Genomic DNA, 14246 nt, shown 5'->3' on the forward strand with positions numbered 1-14246 from the left:
GCAAGCGGCTGTCTTTCGATCGAACCCGGCTGACACAGTGGTGAATCTCTCCGCCGCAGCCGTTCTTTTTCGCGTCGGGCGAACATTATCTGCCCACTCATTCGTCGAGGTTACAAAATGTCAAGGAAGACGCCTTCCATGCCCGTCGGCGCCAGTTCCCTCCTCATCGCCGTCGTCGCGCTCGCATCGCTTCCCGCGTTAGCCGCCTCTACGGGGCCATTCAGAGCCGTGGATCGCGACTCTCCGTCGAATTATTGGATCGAGGACCGTAGCTGGGGCGGCGGCGCTCGCTTCGTTTTTGATCTGAAACAGAGCCTGGCGGCGGACGCGGCGCACCGAGATTTTCTCGCTGGAACCGAATTCGAAACAAATGTCCGGCCGCCTTCCCTGAAGTTTCTCGCGGGAGGCGGTCCTGAATTTACGTTCGGTTGCGCCGACCGGGATCCAGCAAAGAGCTACTGGCGCTTTCGAGTGGGAGTCACGCCGCCCGGATCTGGCATCACGAGCAGAGACGAGATCGCATATGAGAAGGGCATAAAATATTACTTCGGCGCGCCGGGGACGCTTATTCTCCTGGGCGAGGCTGACAAGGAGATGAGGCGCATTCCGCTTGCGCCGAGCAATGACGCGCTCGAAACCGCCGCTCTGACGCAAGACGATGTCCAAGCCATCCTGAACGCGCCCGTGATCCGCGCCAAGACGCCGCGGATTTTTTTCGAATCCGGAACCTCGGCGCTGAAAGCGACGATCGACGGCAATGCGAAGCTTCCCTGCGCCGCGCGGTGAGCTCGCGTGTCGATCGGCATCCCCCTCTCTCTCGAAAGTTAGGATCGTAAAATGTCAGAAGCAAAGCGCGCGGCGTCGCCGTGTCGTCACGATCGCAGGGCTCGGAGTCTCGCATCGCTCCCGATCGAGGCCGCCCCTCGGCGGCCGACACAGCGATAAGTCCACCTATCACCCCGCCGTTCTCTTTTGCTCCTCGAGCGAAAGCTAACCGCTTACCCTTTCGTCTAGGTTGCGAAATGTCCAGAAAGACGCCTTCCACGCCAATCGGCGCCAGCTTTCGCCTTGCAGTCGTCGTCGCTCTTCAAATGCTCGCGTCGCTTCCCGCAATGGCCGCCTCTCCGGCGCCGCTCAGAGCCGTCGAACGCGATCCTCGGGCGAATTGGATCGAGGCCTTTGACTGGGGCGGCGGCTCTCGCTTTGTGTTCGACCTGAAACAAAGCCAGGAAGCGGGCGCGCCTTCCCTGAATTTTCTCGCCGGAGGAGCGCCTGAATTTGCCTTTGGTTGCGCCGACCAGGATCCGACCAAGAGCTACTGGCGCTTTCGCGTGGGAGCCACATCGCCCGGATCGGGCATCACGAGCAGGGACGAGATCGCCCATGAAAAAGGCATGAAATATTACTTCGGCGCGCCGGGAACGCTCGTTCTCCTGGACGAGGCGGACAAGGAAATAAAGCACACTCCGCTTACGCCGAGGAACGGCGCGCTCGAAACCGCTGCTCTGACGCAAGATGATGTCCGAGCCATCCTGAACGCATCGGCAATCCGCGCCGAGACGCCGAGGATCTATTTCGAATCCGGAACCTCGGCGCTGAAGGCGACGATCGACAGGAATGCGAAGCTTCCCTGCGCAACGCACTGAGCTCGCATATCGATCTCATCCGCTCCCTCGCTCTCAAAGGCCAGTATCATAAGATGCCAAAAGCAAAGCGCGCCGCGCGCCGCGTCGCCCGAGTGTGCGTCGCCGCTATCGCTGGCTTGCAGATTCTCGCGTCGCTCTCGGTAGCGGCCTCCCCTCGGGAAAAACTCGAGGTCATCGACTCGAGCGCTCGATCGGAATGGGTTATCGACGAACACGCATGGGGCGGCGGTGTCCGCTTGTATTTTCTCGATGCGAAACATAAGTCCGGTCCGCGGGACCTGATGCCGAATTTTGCACTCGGCTGCGACCGCATCGACCCCGCAAAGAGCGTTTGGAGATTCCTCGTAGAACTCGCGCCGTTAGGCTCCGACGCTTCGGGCGAGGAGGAAACCGCCTATATGAAAAACAAGGCGTATTACTTCGGCGCGCCGGGGACGGTCATCCTCATCGACGAAATGGACAAGGAGTTCAAGCGCGTGCCCATTCTGGTGACAGGCTCGGGCACTTTGGAAACGGGGCGTCTGACGCGCGAAGAGGTCAAGAGCTTCACGGACGCTTCGCAGATCCGCGTCGAGACGCCGACGGTTGTCTTCGAAACGCGCGCCCTCCGGGCCGGTTCGCTCCACCTGATGCGCAAGCTTCCCTGCGCCACTCCGTGAACGCGGAAGGTCTCCCGATGTCGAATAGGTTGAAACGATTTCTCGTCGGCATCCTCTTGGCGACCTCACCCGCTTACGCCGCGTCGTCCAGCGTGACTGTGGACGAAAGCGGCATCGTGGTCGCCGGCGCCTGGGGGGCGCGCAAAGCCTATGCGCCTCTGGATGTTTCCCGCATCTTGCCGGGCTTCCTCGGCGCCTGGGCCCTGCGTCCGGAAATCTGCGGCGAGGCGCCGCGCCGGGCCGCGCTCCCGGACCGGACTCCCAACGGATTCGTCTGGATCGCCGCCGATCGCATCTCCACCAAATCCGGCCCGCTCGTGGTCGCTGGCGCTTACGTCCGAACGCCGGAGACGATGACGCCGCGAGACGTAGAAGCCGCTTTGGCGGAGAAACGCAAAATCGTCATTTCGTCCGAGAGGGAGCGGAACGCTGCCGAGATGCTCGTCGAACTGCGCCCGCTTCGACAAGGCGAAAGCCATTTCTATCAGCTCAGCCTCTCGGACGAGAAGAAAACGCTCGTGATGGAGGAAGCCGGTCGAGAGCGCGTCACATTGAAACTTTGCGAGTGAGAGCCCCCCATCCGCCACGCAGCTTCATGCCTTGTCGCCGCGCTTGTCGCAGCTAACGTCCCCGGCCGCGAGGCGCATGACGCCGACGACAAAGGGACATAGAAAAAGCGCTCGTCGCGATATCACCTGTGTCTCCCAACTGTTTTTTCCACTTGTGGCGCTGCTTCATGCGCAGCTTTATCGACAACGGAACAATCGCGAGACCGGCGATGGATCGGGCCGCACCCTCCGCCATTCGAGATCGGCGCCATCGGATGAAAGCGTAAACTCCTCCGTAGAATCCCATTCTCCTTCGCCACCCGAATTTCGAGCGTTGATAAAAATCGTACGGCGCGAGCTCCCCTTAGGGAGGACCCCGAGAGCGATCATTTCCCCTTCCGCCTGATGCAGACCTTCGGAATCGATTGCGAGGATGGCGGTCGATTCTCCTGCGGTGCAATCATGCGCCGAATAGGCCCATTTTCCGCGATATTGCAGCGGAATCTCATGCAACGGGCGCGGCGTCTCCGCAGCTTCAATTCCCTCGCGCGGGGCCCCGTCCAAGATTCCGACAGGAATCCGCGACCGTCCGTTGCTCTTGTCGCGGTAGACGTCCGCCAGCCGCGACGGATTGCCGTCGACGATAGCCGTGCTCGTTTCCTTGTTCATCGTCAACGTGGCGCCTGCGTTGAAGTGGTCTTGCAGGAGAATAGCGACCGCGTCGAACAAGGCCTCGCCCTTGCTGCTCACTTTGTCCTCCGGTGCGATTTGCGCGCTGTATTCGGTCAAATAGTCCAAAGCTGCTTCATCGCGGCCGCCGAGTCCGGCAAAGCCCGGTGCGGACGGCCAAAAGCAATATGAACAGGCTACAAAGCCGACCGTGGCGATTTGTCGCCATCGTCTTCGAGACATCGCCAGTCCTCGCGCAAGCCGTCCTATCCGTGGATATTCCCAGCGCTACATGCCATCAACATACACGACGTACCGGTTCGCTTTTACGCTCAACTTCGACCCGGACCGACGATAGCTTCGACAGGAAAGCAAAATCAGACATGAGTGGATAATGCCCGCCTTCTCTTCAACCTTCGCCCGCCTTTTGGTCGCTCTGGCGTTGCCTCAAATCCTGTCTGCCGGACCGGCATGGGGCGGCGCCGAAAATCCAATTGCCGAACTCGAACAGCATGAACTCGAACAGGCGACGCTCGCGTGCCAGTCCCGGAGTTATAAAGAGCTGTTCTGGGCAATGATCCGATCGGCAGCGGTGCGAAAGAAATACGCCGCGCCTCAGATCGATTATGCAGAGCGCGGCGAAAACAGCGAGACGAGGAAGAGCGCGATTCCGAAAGAGAGTTACGACAAATTTCCCATCCAGACGTTCGATTTCTTTTGGAAATCGGCCGTTCCGGCGAAGCCCGGCGACAAAGATGAATATGTGATGATGGAGTTCAATCAGAGCCAGAGCAATCAAATTTCCGTCGACTGGACGCGCGTGCATTACCGCGGACCGTACGTGGGCGAGGAGAGTTTGGGGACGGCGTATGATCTCGACGGCAAACCTTACCGTCCGGGAAGGCGAGTCGATGGCCGATTGCTTCTTGACCCGACCAAAGATTGCTGGGAACTCGTCGCGGATATTCGTTACAGCAGGCGCTGATGGTCGCAAGCAAGGGCGAAGAGGTTGTCGCAAGCTCGTAGCGAGACTGCGGAAATCCGGTGAGCGGCGATTTTCAGGGATTATCGACCATTTTGACGCCCGAAGCAGAGCGCGAGAAATCCATCCTGGCGGCCTCTTCAGGCCGAGTTTTACCAGCATCGCTCACGGCCGATGTGCAAGAAACCGTGTGAAGGACAAATAAGGCGTTGCGCCCGGAGATGCTGAATTTCAGTCCTCGAGGTTGGAACCGTCCATCATGCGCCCCGCCTTGCAAATTATTCCGGATTATGTCGTCGATCCGAATTCGGTTGCCGATAACTTGTCAGTTGAAGGAGGAGGGAACGCTGCAGGCCGCATACTGGATACGGCAGTTCTTGGTCGCTTCCGAGCAACTGCGCTGCGCGAGCTTGCTCGCCTTCTCCATCGTGTCGGCATAAGCGATAGCGACTTCCCGATTGTCACCGGAGGCGTAGGCGGCGCACCGGTTGCGGTAGGTCAGCCGGATCTTGCATTCGCCCGCACCACCGCTTTCCTCGCACTGGCGGAGAGCCCCCGAGATCGCGGCGTTTTCGTCCGGACGTCCACGGCTCGCGCCGAAACCATTGCCGCCGAGGGCTATGGCGCCCCAGAGATTTTCCTCTGCGCCTGCCGGCGCAATTTGTGCCGTTATCCCGGTCACCAAAATGAATGCAGACAGTCTCATGCGCTTAGCTTGATTGCAAACCGATGCTTCACGCAATCGTCTGGGATGTACTGGTTCCTCATGGAGGAGGAGACTTCCGCCAGCGCTTGGTCCCGTATTTCATCTGTTCTTTCGGCGCGTGGCCCAGCGATAAGCTGGATAGCTCAAGGTCAGGAGCAGATAGACAAACATGATCTTCACCGCGCTCGATCGGCTACGGCAGGTGAGGACTCTGATGGTCGCTATGTCGCCGTAATCATGGCCGCGTGGCGTCTGATAGGGGTCAATCGTACCCAGCAGGCAATCGGCGACCGTAAAGGGAGGGTCGTTTCCATCTACCGGTTCAACGACCGTCTCTGGGTCGGTCCAGGTCCCCGGCGTCCAGCCTCTCATGTCGGAACGCAGGAATAGGATGCCTATAACCAGCACAAAGCCGATAACAGAGAGTCCGATCCATGTTTTCATGACGTAGCCCCCCGCTCCGGGATCATTCGACGCCAAAGATGACGGGACCTGCGCGGTCACGAGCGCCGGCCGCGCCTTCCTCAGATGATGGGGATGACGATGTAATTATGGGCTGGATCGGGGCGTGACCCTCAGAAGCTTTCGGCCGGCTTTTAGATGCGAGGCCGCCGAGTTATCACCATTCCTTCGGAGTTCCGTTAATCAGCTCCTCAACGATCTCGATGGGGCATTCGATTCCGCTCAATCTAGCGATCTTGAGGTAATTGGCCTGCTGTTGGGCGCTCTCGCAGGTCGACCGAGGAATGTTCCGCCCTTTGTTAATCTGATAGGTATGCTCTCCCGACGGCCACCGATAGACGGTGACATAGGCGAGCGTCGTAGCGGAACTACCATCGCCTCTGTGGGGGCATTCGGATTCATGCCCTGGCATCACTCTCGCCAGACATTCCCTTGCCGCGGCGGTGAAGGCGTCGTCGCTCGTCGGTTGGTTAACCACGGCGACATAGGCATCCTTGCTGTTCTTTCCGGCTTCCTTGCCCTTCCGGTTGGTAAAAGTCACGACCATACCCCATCCAGGAGTGAGATTCTCAGGCCATGGCGCAGGGGGGATCACCAAGCCGCGCCCGTCGGCAGAGCGGTAATCGCTGTCCGGTTGCGCATCAGCCGCGCACATCGGTACGGAACTGACCCCTTGTCCTTCCTGTCTCAATCCGACCATCCTCTCGCCCGGGCTAGGTCCTGCCGGGCAGGGATAGACCTGGGCCTGCGCGGGGCGAGGCGTTAATTCGAGCCATGTCGCGCCAAGCAGTAATGATGTGCGCCATGCAAATCGCAACACACTGCTTACCAGTGTCGCCAAGATGGTCTCCTCCGTCCGTCGCCGTGCAGCAAATGCTTACCAAGAGCCCGATCTTTCCTGTACATCGAATGTGTACCGGTGCATCGGAGCGGCTCGATCCACGCCGTAGGAAATCGAATGGCGATGCGCCCAAGACCGACCACGCCATCGGCGTGGCGATCCTGCGAATGTGCGGTACGCGCTCCTCTACGAGGGCGCGGGCCTTCATGATATCGCCGGCCTCGTCGACATGGTTTACCCAGACGAGCTTGTTCAACAGTCGTTTCAGCCGGCGCCGGGCAGCGGGTCAGCAGTGACAACAAGAACCGACAGTTCGGTCATTCCGTCCTCCACGGCATATCGAGCGTTGCCCGATAGATGCCCGGTGCGGCAAGACCGGCCGAAAATCGCCCGTCATCCCGAAACCGCGCTCGAAGGCGTTCGGCCACATTCTTCAGCCCAAGCCCCGTGCCGGCGGGCTTTGGCCTAACCGTTTCCATCGGCATGTCGTTCTCGACGATCACCAGCAACCGGTTCGTCTCACGACGGGCGGAAAGCGAAATACTGACCTCGCCCGACATCGCGCCAACGCCATGCTTGATTGCGTTTTCAATCAGAGGCTGGAGGATCAGACTGGGCACCAGAGCGTGACGCACATCATCCGGCCTATCGATATGGAAGGTCATCCGATCCGAGAAACGCTCATGCTCTATCTCCAGATACTCCTCCTGCAATCTCAGTTCCTCGGACAATCGGACATCGTGGAACGGGTCCAGCGTCAGCGTTGTGCGCAGGAACGTCGACAGCGACAGCACCATCCGCTCGGCGCGTGTCGCGGAGCCTTCTTCAATCAGTCCCCCGATCGAGTTGAGCGTATTGAAGAGGAAATGCGGGTTTACCTGATAGCGCAGCGCCCTCATTTGTGCGGAAAGGGCGTCTTCCCGAACCACAGCTAATCGGCGCTCGCGATCCCTAACATCGAAGCTGTACAGAAGCGTCAGGAACACGCTGGACCAGCCAAAGAACGCTGCCCAGCAGATGAACAAGTCGTTAATATTATTGGAAATGGAAAAATCCAAATTGTCCTCAGTGAAGAGAATCCGGCATAATTCGCGAGTGAGGAAAAAATCTGTGATAGAAACGAGCGCAGATATCAAGAAGCAGGTGATGATGTTATAAATCATCGTTGCTCCGCGAAAATGCCAGACTGCAATCGACATCATTGAAAATGACAGAACTCCGGACACAAGAACGACAATACCGGAGTGCCCAACGAAGCCTTCAAAACCATTTTCGCTCTGTCTCGATCCCGAAAAAAATGCCGATACGCCATATAATAACGCCGTCAGGAACAGGTATGTTATTCCCAGCTTGAACGCTTCCCCAAAGAGAGATTTTCGGGTTGGCATTCCTTCTTTCATCTTAAGGGTCCCTTCTTCCACCAGGTTGGTAATGCCCAGCAGATTGATTTGTCATCAGCCAGCGTAGAACTGGTACATCGTCGCATTTGATCGTCCTTGGCAACACGTCCACAAAAGATGGCCGATGGTCAATGGACAGGTGAAAATCCCATGAACTGGCGGGGGGTTGGCCACATTGGGCTCGCTTATTGTCGCCATGCTGATTTTCTCTCAGCACGACCTGAGGGGGTGGCCACCGCCAACTATCGAAATCTGACTTCCGTCGTAGAGCCGACCCGGCCTGACGCCGGCAGCTTCACCGTCGAGGAATGTCTGCCGGGCGCGATCAATCCCTGGAACAGCCCCCCTCGGACGGATATTGCGGGAACGCGACCGTCACCGCGCTGTCGCGCCGCAGCCGATCGCGCGCCGTCACGCTTCGCTGGCATATCTTGCCGTTGTCTCACTAGCATTCGTGGTGGTGCGCTGTGCGCGGAAGCACCAACCATAGTAGCTTGCTGTTAGGTGGCGCCGTAACGCGGTGTCCAGCAAGTTTGGCTCGCGAATTTTATTACGCCGGAGCTCATCGCGATACGCGATGATCAATCGGTGTGCCGTCAGATCTTTCCGAACAGCAGGACTCCCAGAACGATCATGAATCCCGCCACGTCGATCGCCATGAGCGAATTCGACGCTGTCGAAATCAAGTCCGGCTCGAAGAGCGACAGGATGGTCGCGACGATTGTTGATGTCATGGCTCGGCGCTCAGCCTCCCTGGATCGCGGCTTGCCTCGCGGCGATGCGCGCGCCGGCCTGGTAGGCGCCTTCGTGAATCAGCCGAATGAGACTGTCGACCGACTGATCCCATGACGGCGCGACGACGATCTTTCGTTCAGCAGTCCGGCTGCAAAGCTCCATTATCTTCTCCGCAAGCGCGCGTGGATCGAGCAGCGGCACGAAGTCGACATGGCCGCCGCCAATTTCGCGAAACACCGGTAGATCGGAGGCGATGACGGGCAGGCCGTGCCGGTTGGCTTCGACGAGGGGCAGGCCGAAGCCTTCGATGACCGAAGGGAAGACGAGCGCGTGGGCGTGGCGATAGCAGAATCGCAGATCCGTGTCGCTCGCGCGGTCGAGCCAGAACAGACGTCGACCGAACTCCGGGTGTCGCGTGATGTCGTGAGCGAGCGCGTCGCTCTGCCAGCCGGGTCGGCCGACGATGAGATATCGGACGTCGACCCCCATGCGCCACAGTTGCTCGAAAGCGTTCAGCGCGATCGGGTAGGCCTTTCGCGGCTCGAGCGTTCCGACGCTAAGGAAACAGGGTGTCGTATCCGTAAAAATGGCTTGCGCCATCGCGGAAACGGGCCGCCGATCCTCGTCTTCGAAATCGGCGCCGAGGCGCCACCAGCCGACAGGAAGATCGGGGCGCCCGAAAGGGGCGCGTTTTTCGACGTACTCGATGAAATCCGAAGCCGCGCTGCGCGAGACGCAGACGACGCCGTCGCTTTCCATCACGATCGCGTCGAACCATTCCTGAAACTCCGCGTGCATGCGCGGCGAAACAGCCAGCGGATGCGTGAGCGGGATGAGATCGTGCACGACGGTGACGAGGCTTCCACCTGCCGCCCGCAGGCTGTGGATGATCGACTCGTATTCCCCGGTCAGGCCCCAGCAGGCGTCGAGCAATAGGAGTCGGTCCCCCGGCGCGAACGACAGCGGGCTCGACCAGTCCGGACTATCGTACCACGAGAGAAGCTTGCCGCTTTCGATGATCACAGGCATCGCAAAACCGCTTCTCGGGGCGCGCCGCGCGACCTCGCGCACGACGCGTTGAATGCCCGTCTGCCCTCCAAAGCGATGTGTCGGCGTCACGTCGATGAACAGCCGCCCTGCGGCGGATCGGGAGCAGCCGTGCGCCGGGGAGGAATTGGCAGGAAGGTGCGGGCGAGACCGGCAAGTGCGGACGCGCGAGCCGTCGTGAAGATGGCCGAGGCCGAGCGCGCGCGTCACGGTCCAGTAGAGTTCCCGCGCGCGGAAGTAGAGGGTCGCAGTGACCGGATCGAGAGTGTTCATGGCGCGGTCGCATATGAGATGTTGGTTCTCGGCCTGGATCCAGGCCGAAAGCCATGCATCGATGCGCCGATTGCCGTCGCATGGCGAGGATCCCGAAGAACCCCGATCTGCGCGATCCTCGTCGAAAAAGGCGGTGCGGATGTAGTCAACCATTATCGACTCCGTCTCTCTTCGCCTGGGGCTCAGCGCAGCGAGCAGAACGCGACCGATGTCGTCGTCACCGGCGCATCGCACGATTGTTGGATTGAAGGGCGCGGCTGGGCGCTGATCCGGGGGCTCGACGACGCGAAAGCACTCGCGCCGATTGTGACGACCACACCGAGACGCCTCAGCATATCGGGTGCGGCATACGCCTTTCGGCGCGTGGGGGCCGACAGGGGCAGGAGCGTGAGGGACATCTCGAAACTCCGAAGTGGGAAAACATCACACGCCCGGGATTATGCGTGTAAAAATTTCCCACGTCAAGGAGTCGTGGGATTGTGTCCCACTTTGACTCGGGTTACCAAGGTTCATGACCGAAAGCCGCGACGACGCGCTCCCAGACGCGCAGAAGCTTCAGCAGCCGATCGCGCGCCTGCTGCGCCCGCTCGTGCGGCTGTTCATCCGCTGCGGCACGACCTTTCCAGCACTCTGCGACCTGCTGCGGGAGCTTTACGTCAATGTCGCCGTCCATGATTTCGCCTTGCCGGACAAGGAGCAGACCGACAGCCGCATCAGCCTCTTGACGGGAATCCACCGCAAGGAGGTCCGGCGTCTGCGTGAAGCGGGGGCTCCGGTCCGCATGACGCCGGCCTCGCTGTCCCGCACGACCCAGATCGTCGCTCTGTGGCTGGCCGACCGCCGCTTCACGGACAGGAACGGCGCGCCGGCGCCGCTGCGGCGCGCGGGCTCCGGGCCCACCTTCGAGTCGCTGGTCGAGGAGGTCACCAAGGATCTTCGCCCGCGAGCCGTGCTCGACGAGTGGCTTGATCGCAAGATCGTAGTCCTCGACGCCAAGGGCCGCGTGGTCCTCACCGAGGCGGCGATCGCGCCGAACCGCGGCGACGATCGACAGCTCCATTACTTCGGCCGCAATCTGCACGACCATATCGCCGCGGCTGTAGAGAACGTGACCTCGAACCCGGCGCCCTTCCTCGAGCGCGCTGTCCATTACGAGGGCCTGTCCGAGGATGTGGCGCGCCAGCTCGAGGCGCTGTCCCGCAAAGTGGCGATGGAGGCGTTGCTCGCGGCCAACCGCGAGGCGCAGACGCTTCACCGGGGCGACGCCGGCGGCGAGTGGCGCTGGAACTTCGGCGTCTATGTCTACCGCGAACGGGAGCCGCGCGGCGACGGCGCGCCGGAAAACCAGCCGGGAGAGCCGTCGTGACAGGATTTCTACGGCTCGACCGGCGCCGGCTGATCGCTTCTCTCTTCGCCTGTCTCGCCAACGGCGCGGCGCCCGGGCGCGCCGGAGAGAAGCCGAAGGACAACGGCCTCGGGGGCACCGGCTACATTTCCGTGCTTCCCGACCCCGACAATGGATTGGGGGGCACCGGCGTCGTCGGCACGATCCGCGGCTTCGGCAGCATTCTCGTCAACGGGCTGAAGATTTCCTACGCGCCCACGGCGGAGGTGACGATAGACGGACAGCCGGTCGATGTTTCGCGCATGCGCGTCGGCCATGTCGTGTCGCTCGTCGCGCAGCGCAATGAAGCGGGCTTCACGACGACGCGCATCCGCATCCTGCACGAGGTGGTGGGGTCGATCGAATCGATCTCCGGTCGCAGCCTGCGCATCCTGGGGCAGAAGGTCGAACTCGGGCGTGGCGTCGCCGCCGGCGGACTGGCTGTCGGACAGCATGTCGCAGTCAGCGGACTGCGCCTGCCGGATCAGACGATCGTCGCAAGCCTTGTCGAGCCCGTCGATGCCGCGGTAGCGCAAATCGTTGGCACGGTGACGCGTGACGCGGACGGACGGCTGGCGATCGGGGCGCAACCGCTCGCCGGCGCGGCGCGGTCGCTGGCCGGACAACGGGTCGCGCTGCGCGGCGCAGTCGCCGCCGGAGCCTTCGAGGTTTCCCATGTTGCGCCTGACGAGTGGCTGCCGCGTGGGGTGCGACAGGCGCTCGTCGAAACCTATGTCGAACGGGACGGCGATATGGTCGCCGCCGCCGCCGGGCCGATGCTGACGGCGCGGCGCGACCCCTCCTTCTATGGCGTCATCCGCGCCGTGATCGGCGTCGCCATGGACCGGAACGGCGGATGGTCCATCGAGACCTTCCGCGCCTCGGAAAGCCTCGGCGAGAAGGGTTCGGGTAAGGATTTCCGCCAGCGGATGAAAAGCGTCGAGGAAACCGCGCCGGCGCCCGCGGGCGACGGTGGCGGGTCGCGGTCCGGCGCTGAGGCCCCACCCAATTTCGGAAATGTGCCCTCTGGCGGCTTTGGAGATCCGTTCCCGTTCGGAGCCGGCGGAGCGCCTCCTGGCGGCTTCCCGGGGCCTGGAATGCCTGGTCCCGGCGGCCGTCCGAGGCGCTGAGCGCGCGTAACCAACTCTTTTCTGCGACAACATTCCGCGAATGGCGACGAAATTCCCGCGCGAGCTATTGACGTGTGAAATTTACCCACGCATATTACGTGGGTAAATTTCACACGAAGCGGCGCCGCCCTATCGACGCCTCTTCGAAGTGACGGCCGACCCGGCAGCCGGGTCGGAACGAACGGCCGCGCGAGTGAGCGGTCGCCCGGTCGGCCGGCTTCTTGCCCTCTCGAGCCGCCGATCCGTGCCCGGCGGGCATCCCCTGCCGGGCCACTGCCGTCCAGTGGCGGCAGGGGCCAACTGAAAACCGAAAGCAGGATTTTACGGAAATGAAAAAACCCACGCTCTCCATCCTCGCCCTGATCGCGCTCCTCGAACCGACGCGGGCCGCCGATCTTCCTTCGCGCAAGCCCGTTTACACGCCGCCGCCCCCGCCCGCCGCTCTGTGGAACGGGCTTTACCTCGGCCTGAACCTCGGCGGCGGATGGCCGGAACGCGGCGCGGGCGGCGTCGTCGGCGGCGCGCAGATCGGTTACAATTATCAGTTGACGCCACTGTTCGTGGTCGGTCTCGAAACCGATTTTCAGGGAACCAGCCTTTCCCTCTCCGGCCGACGTCCGGCTCTGTTCGACCCGACTGCATTCGCTGCCGGCGCTGCGCCCCTTCTCCCGTTTCCGGGAGCGCAAGGCGCACGTTCTGTTCCCTGGTTCGGCACTTTGCGGGCGCGCGTCGGGGTTCTGGCGCTTAGTCCGACCTTGCTGCTCTATGGCACGGGCGGCTTCGCCTATGCGGGCGCCGGCGGCGGCGTCGCGACGGGCTGGACAGTGGGCGGCGGCGCCGAATGGACCTTTGCACGCAATTGGTCGGCGAAGGCTGAGTATCTCTTCAACGACGTCTCGGGCGGCGCTGCGGGCGGCCCCGGCGGCAAGCGGGACATCAGCTTTCACGTCGTTCGAGCCGGCGTCAATTACCGCTTCGACGCCAGTGATCTCCTCAGCTTCACAAAATTCTGACCTGACTATGGCGTGACCGGAGGGTTGATTAGGTGGCCGCCACGCCGAAGGCGTGGTGGCCACGATTGATGGTCGAGCTGTGCATTCACGGTTTCAAAGCTCCACAATCTTCATCCCGAAGTCCACGTTCTCTAGCCGTCGCGCCGGCCTTATGGGCCCATGGCCCCTTGAGATTGCAGACGACGCGCGTCGCCCCGCCCTGGTAGTCGAAGGAGTCGTGGGTGTGGCCGTGGATCCAAAGCGTCGGTTGACGCGCTTCGATGACGTCCGAGAGGTGGCTCACGAAGCAAGGCGTAAGCGGGTCGATCGAGAAGCGCGCCGCCACCGCATCCGGATGCGGGGCGTGGTGGGTCGCGACCACAGTCGGACGCTCGGCGAGAACGCACCCGATCCCGAAACCCCCGGTCGGCCTCACCCGTTCGCTTCCCGCCCCACACTGCATGGTGTGGCAGGGAGGGGCTTTCACCCTCCGGAGTGGTCGGTAGTTGAGCATCTAACCCGGTGTGATTCTCCTTTCTACGTGTAGAGTTAGAGGGCTGCGCTTGGCGCACTGACGAGGAATTGGTCGAGAGAGAGGCTCTCGATCGCTCGGCGCGGGCTGATCCAAAGCCTCCACGTTCGCGCCGTCCTCGACGCCGAAGGCGTCCGAAACCGGTGAATTCGAAGTGCTCGCGGGCGGTCGTCGCTATCGTGCGCTGGAATTGCTTGTGAAACAGAAACTTCACGAAAAATGCTGGTTCTGTCGCAAATT

The 14246-nt window shown here is 61.5% G+C and carries 17 protein-coding genes and 1 pseudogene; 10 read left to right on the plus strand and 8 right to left on the minus strand.

Translation table 11 applies throughout. The features are described 5' to 3' along the window. Positions 1–138: 138 nt before the first annotated feature. From QMG84_RS18500 to QMG84_RS18515, 4 genes are all read left to right on the plus strand, one after another. Complete coding sequence (locus QMG84_RS18500; RefSeq protein ID WP_281932474.1) at positions 139–786, plus strand: hypothetical protein; 648 nt, start codon at positions 139–141, stop codon at positions 784–786. Between the two features lie 80 nt (positions 787–866). Beyond that, positions 867–1646: a hypothetical protein gene (locus QMG84_RS18505; RefSeq protein ID WP_281932476.1), complete on the plus strand. Its 780-nt coding sequence runs from the start codon at positions 867–869 to the stop codon at positions 1644–1646. A 281-nt stretch (positions 1647–1927) separates the two neighbouring features. Continuing rightward, entirely contained in the window at positions 1928–2305 is a 378-nt protein-coding gene (locus tag QMG84_RS18510) for a hypothetical protein (protein WP_281932478.1), read from the plus strand. 17 nt (positions 2306–2322) lie between these two features. Then, complete coding sequence (locus tag QMG84_RS18515; RefSeq protein WP_281932480.1) at positions 2323–2874, plus strand: hypothetical protein; 552 nt, start codon at positions 2323–2325, stop codon at positions 2872–2874. A gap of 177 nt (positions 2875–3051) precedes the next feature. Here the strand turns inward: QMG84_RS18515 and QMG84_RS18520 are convergent, their stop codons facing one another. Further along, positions 3052–3603: a hypothetical protein gene (locus QMG84_RS18520; RefSeq protein WP_281932098.1), complete on the minus strand. Its 552-nt coding sequence runs from the start codon at positions 3601–3603 to the stop codon at positions 3052–3054. Between the two features lie 313 nt (positions 3604–3916). On the opposite strand from QMG84_RS18520, the gene QMG84_RS18525 reads away from it, so the two are divergent. Together QMG84_RS18525 and QMG84_RS18530 are read left to right on the plus strand one after the other, a co-directional pair. Next, positions 3917–4507: a hypothetical protein gene (locus tag QMG84_RS18525; protein WP_281932099.1), complete on the plus strand. Its 591-nt coding sequence runs from the start codon at positions 3917–3919 to the stop codon at positions 4505–4507. A 59-nt stretch (positions 4508–4566) separates the two neighbouring features. Next, a complete protein-coding gene (locus QMG84_RS18530) occupies positions 4567–4698 on the plus strand; it encodes a hypothetical protein (RefSeq protein WP_281932101.1) in 132 nt (43 codons plus the stop codon). 131 nt (positions 4699–4829) lie between these two features. Here QMG84_RS18530 and QMG84_RS18535 read toward each other — a convergent pair whose 3' ends face one another. From QMG84_RS18535 to QMG84_RS18560, 6 genes are all read right to left on the minus strand, one after another. Further along, positions 4830–5210 carry a DUF4189 domain-containing protein gene (locus QMG84_RS18535; protein WP_281932102.1) on the minus strand — a complete coding sequence of 127 codons (381 nt, stop codon included), beginning with the start codon at positions 5208–5210 and terminating at the stop codon, positions 4830–4832. Positions 5211–5309: 99 nt separating this feature from the next. Further along, the gene (locus QMG84_RS18540; protein ID WP_281932104.1) at positions 5310–5654 is read right to left on the minus strand and encodes a hypothetical protein; all 345 of its coding nucleotides are present in this window, start codon (positions 5652–5654) and stop codon (positions 5310–5312) included. 175 nt (positions 5655–5829) lie between these two features. Then, positions 5830–6513, minus strand: coding sequence for a hypothetical protein (locus QMG84_RS18545; RefSeq protein WP_281932105.1), 684 nt, complete (start codon positions 6511–6513; stop codon positions 5830–5832). A 317-nt stretch (positions 6514–6830) separates the two neighbouring features. Continuing rightward, positions 6831–7913, minus strand: coding sequence for a sensor histidine kinase (locus QMG84_RS18550; protein WP_281932106.1), 1083 nt, complete (start codon positions 7911–7913; stop codon positions 6831–6833). A gap of 596 nt (positions 7914–8509) precedes the next feature. Beyond that, entirely contained in the window at positions 8510–8647 is a 138-nt protein-coding gene (locus tag QMG84_RS18555; RefSeq protein ID WP_202073266.1) for a hypothetical protein, read from the minus strand. 10 nt (positions 8648–8657) lie between these two features. After that, positions 8658–10121, minus strand: coding sequence for a glycosyltransferase family 4 protein (locus QMG84_RS18560; RefSeq protein WP_281932109.1), 1464 nt, complete (start codon positions 10119–10121; stop codon positions 8658–8660). A 358-nt stretch (positions 10122–10479) separates the two neighbouring features. Here QMG84_RS18560 and QMG84_RS18565 point away from each other — a divergent pair, with 358 nt between their 5' ends. From QMG84_RS18565 to QMG84_RS18575, 3 genes are all read left to right on the plus strand, one after another. Beyond that, positions 10480–11334 (plus strand): DUF6502 family protein, encoded by an 855-nt coding sequence (locus tag QMG84_RS18565; RefSeq protein ID WP_202073264.1) that lies wholly within the window; start codon positions 10480–10482, stop codon positions 11332–11334. After that, positions 11331–12482, plus strand: a complete 1152-nt coding sequence (locus QMG84_RS18570; RefSeq protein WP_202073263.1) for a DUF5666 domain-containing protein — start codon at positions 11331–11333, stop codon at positions 12480–12482. The genes QMG84_RS18565 and QMG84_RS18570 overlap by 4 nt, the downstream gene beginning before the upstream one ends. A gap of 329 nt (positions 12483–12811) precedes the next feature. Beyond that, a complete protein-coding gene (locus QMG84_RS18575) occupies positions 12812–13495 on the plus strand; it encodes an outer membrane protein (protein WP_281932112.1) in 684 nt (227 codons plus the stop codon). 85 nt (positions 13496–13580) lie between these two features. On the opposite strand, the gene QMG84_RS18580 is transcribed toward QMG84_RS18575, so the two are convergent. Further along, positions 13581–13910, minus strand: a complete 330-nt coding sequence (locus QMG84_RS18580; protein ID WP_281932113.1) for a metallophosphoesterase family protein — start codon at positions 13908–13910, stop codon at positions 13581–13583. A 165-nt stretch (positions 13911–14075) separates the two neighbouring features. Here QMG84_RS18580 and QMG84_RS21620 point away from each other — a divergent pair. Further along, a pseudogene (locus QMG84_RS21620) lies at positions 14076–14214 on the plus strand (ParB N-terminal domain-containing protein); the annotation flags it as partial. Positions 14215–14246 lie beyond the last annotated feature (32 nt).

The organism is Methylocystis iwaonis (assembly GCF_027925385.1).
Classification (GTDB): Bacteria; Pseudomonadota; Alphaproteobacteria; order Rhizobiales; family Beijerinckiaceae; genus Methylocystis; species Methylocystis iwaonis.

Coding starts and splice junctions, on each gene's coding strand:
- QMG84_RS18500 (WP_281932474.1), top strand. CDS start 139: ATGCCCGTCGGCGCCAGTTCCCTCCTCATCGCCGTCGTCGCGCTCGCA.
- QMG84_RS18510 (WP_281932478.1), top strand. CDS start 1,928: ATGCCGAATTTTGCACTCGGCTGCGACCGCATCGACCCCGCAAAGAGC.
- QMG84_RS18515 (WP_281932480.1), top strand. CDS start 2,323: ATGTCGAATAGGTTGAAACGATTTCTCGTCGGCATCCTCTTGGCGACC.
- QMG84_RS18525 (WP_281932099.1), top strand. CDS start 3,917: ATGCCCGCCTTCTCTTCAACCTTCGCCCGCCTTTTGGTCGCTCTGGCG.
- QMG84_RS18535 (WP_281932102.1), bottom strand. CDS start 5,210: ATGAGACTGTCTGCATTCATTTTGGTGACCGGGATAACGGCACAAATT.
- QMG84_RS18540 (WP_281932104.1), bottom strand. CDS start 5,654: ATGAAAACATGGATCGGACTCTCTGTTATCGGCTTTGTGCTGGTTATA.
- QMG84_RS18550 (WP_281932106.1), bottom strand. CDS start 7,913: ATGAAAGAAGGAATGCCAACCCGAAAATCTCTCTTTGGGGAAGCGTTC.
- QMG84_RS18555 (WP_202073266.1), bottom strand. CDS start 8,647: ATGACATCAACAATCGTCGCGACCATCCTGTCGCTCTTCGAGCCGGAC.
- QMG84_RS18560 (WP_281932109.1), bottom strand. CDS start 10,121: ATGGTTGACTACATCCGCACCGCCTTTTTCGACGAGGATCGCGCAGAT.
- QMG84_RS18565 (WP_202073264.1), top strand. CDS start 10,480: ATGACCGAAAGCCGCGACGACGCGCTCCCAGACGCGCAGAAGCTTCAG.
- QMG84_RS18575 (WP_281932112.1), top strand. CDS start 12,812: ATGAAAAAACCCACGCTCTCCATCCTCGCCCTGATCGCGCTCCTCGAA.